Source organism: Bradyrhizobium sp. (assembly GCF_049798375.1).
Lineage (GTDB): Bacteria > Pseudomonadota > Alphaproteobacteria > Rhizobiales > Xanthobacteraceae > Bradyrhizobium.
In genome coordinates this window covers 1-1,675 of record NZ_JBARGP010000728.1, presented here as the reverse complement: position 1 = coordinate 1,675, position 1,675 = coordinate 1, and the positions used below count along the sequence as shown (strand labels likewise).

Here is a 1,675-nt window from a genome sequence, read left to right as displayed (position 1 = left end):
GGCGCCCAGGGCGAGCACAAGATCGCGCGCGGCTACCTGCCGCGGACCACCTATTCGGCGCATTTCATCGCCGATCGCGGCCTGCGCCGTGCGATCGACGACTATCTGCTGCGCGAGCGCGCCTATGTCGAGGAAGCCGGCCGCGAGCTCACCGAGGCTGGGCCGTTCCGCAAAAGCGCCGACGACGCATCTTGACGTTCCGGCCAGACCAGAGAGATTCAGGGCCTGACTTCAGGAGCCGGACATGACCGCCTACGACGCCAACAACATCTTCGCAAAGATTCTGCGCGGCGAGCTGCCCTGCTACAAGGTCTATGAGGACGACCACGTGCTGGCTTTCCTCGACATCATGCCGCGCTCGCCCGGCCACACGCTGGTGATTCCGAAGGCCGCTGCCCGCAACATCCTCGACATCACCGAGGAGGATTATCTCCACGTCTCGCGCGCGACGCGCAAGATCGCCCGCGTGGCGATGACCACATTCAAGGCCGACGGCGTCACCGTTCAGCAGCACAATGAGCCGGCCAGCGGCCAGGTGGTGTTTCACCTGCATGTCCACGTGATGCCGCGCCACGACGGCATCGCGCTGCTGGCGCCCGCGAGCCGCAAGGAGGATCCGAAGCTGCTGGAAGAACACGCCGCGAAGCTGAGCGCGGCGCTGAAGGGCTAAGGCTCTCCGTCATTGCGAGAAGCGAAGCGACGAAGCAATCCAGTATCTCGCTGTAGCTCTGGATTGCTTCGCTTCGCTCGCAATGACGAAGGCAACGTCGGTCCTCACGGCGCGAAGCAGAGGCGGACGAGCCATCCAGCAGTTGCGGCATCCTCAAAGGCTAACTGAGCTGCCCTCTTTTCGTCTCACGGCGAAACGGCTCCGCCACAACCTGATGGTCGTCTTCGAAGACCACGTATCCGGGCCTATCGGTACTGACCTGAGAGATCTGAAATCCATTGCTTTCGAGGATAGCGACCAATAAACGCATCTTTGCGATATGCTCGAAAGCCGTTGATTTGAGCCACGAGATACCCGCCGTCTTCCTGCGGTAATATCCCTTTGATTTACTGCTATTGAACCTTTTCGGCAGGGCAAAGTTGGCTTCGAACCAGGACAAGAGGTCTTTCAACGCCGCTTGATCCTGTGGCCGCGTACCCGGACTATCGCGCAGAGTGTAGGCCGTGCGAAACACCCCCTCCTCAACGCCTGTGTCTGGATGCGCATGCGGCAAGACAAAGCGTAACAGTACGCCGGCCAATCAGCCCGCCCCTGCCAATTGCTGCTGCGACAGCGGCGAGAACACGCAGCGGTCCGGCTTGAGGTCGATCAGCGGCGTTTCGTCGATGCAGTCGAGCCCGCGCACCAGCACGGTGTTGCCTTCAATGGCGACGAACCGGACGGTGGACGTTCCGATGGGATTGGGCCGCACCGGCGAGCGCAGCGAAAATGTGCCGCGGGTCTTCTCCTCTTCGTGCTTCGGACGCTGAATCACCAAATCGCGGCGCGAGCGGTGCAGCCAGTAGATCACCTCGAGATGGCTGTAGAAATCGACGCCGTTCAAGGCCGGCACCCAGGGCTCGAAGATCTCGAGCCGACACACCGGCCCCTCGGGACTGCCCTGCCGTGGCGTATCCAGCCGCGAGGTCCAGGGCGTGCGGATGCGGCCGATGAAATACAACGCCG

General features: G+C 62.1%; 4 protein-coding genes. 2 read left to right on the top strand and 2 right to left on the bottom strand.

Annotation, left to right across the window (positions count from 1 at the left end; genetic code table 11):
• On the top strand, nucleotides 1–195 hold a 195-nt coding region (locus tag WA702_RS28175; protein ID WP_425113817.1), incomplete at its 5' end, for a peptidogalycan biosysnthesis protein.
• A 49-nt stretch (nucleotides 196–244) separates the two neighbouring features.
• On the top strand, nucleotides 245–670 hold the full coding sequence (locus WA702_RS28170) for an HIT family protein (protein WP_425113816.1): 426 nt from the start codon (nucleotides 245–247) through the stop codon (nucleotides 668–670).
• A gap of 160 nt (nucleotides 671–830) precedes the next feature.
• On the opposite strand, the gene WA702_RS28165 is transcribed toward WA702_RS28170, so the two are convergent.
• Both WA702_RS28165 and tsaA read right to left on the bottom strand, forming a co-directional pair.
• Nucleotides 831–1,250: a hypothetical protein gene (locus WA702_RS28165; RefSeq protein WP_425113815.1), complete on the bottom strand. Its 420-nt coding sequence runs from the start codon at nucleotides 1,248–1,250 to the stop codon at nucleotides 831–833.
• Complete coding sequence (tsaA, locus tag WA702_RS28160; protein ID WP_425113818.1) at nucleotides 1,251–1,670, bottom strand: tRNA (N6-threonylcarbamoyladenosine(37)-N6)-methyltransferase TrmO; 420 nt, start codon at nucleotides 1,668–1,670, stop codon at nucleotides 1,251–1,253.
• Between the last annotated feature and the right edge of the window lie 5 nt (nucleotides 1,671–1,675).

What these genes read in the sequence shown, in the direction of transcription:
- WA702_RS28170 (WP_425113816.1), top strand. Translation starts at nt 245, where the DNA reads ATGACCGCCTACGACGCCAACAACATCTTCGCAAAGATTCTGCGCGGC.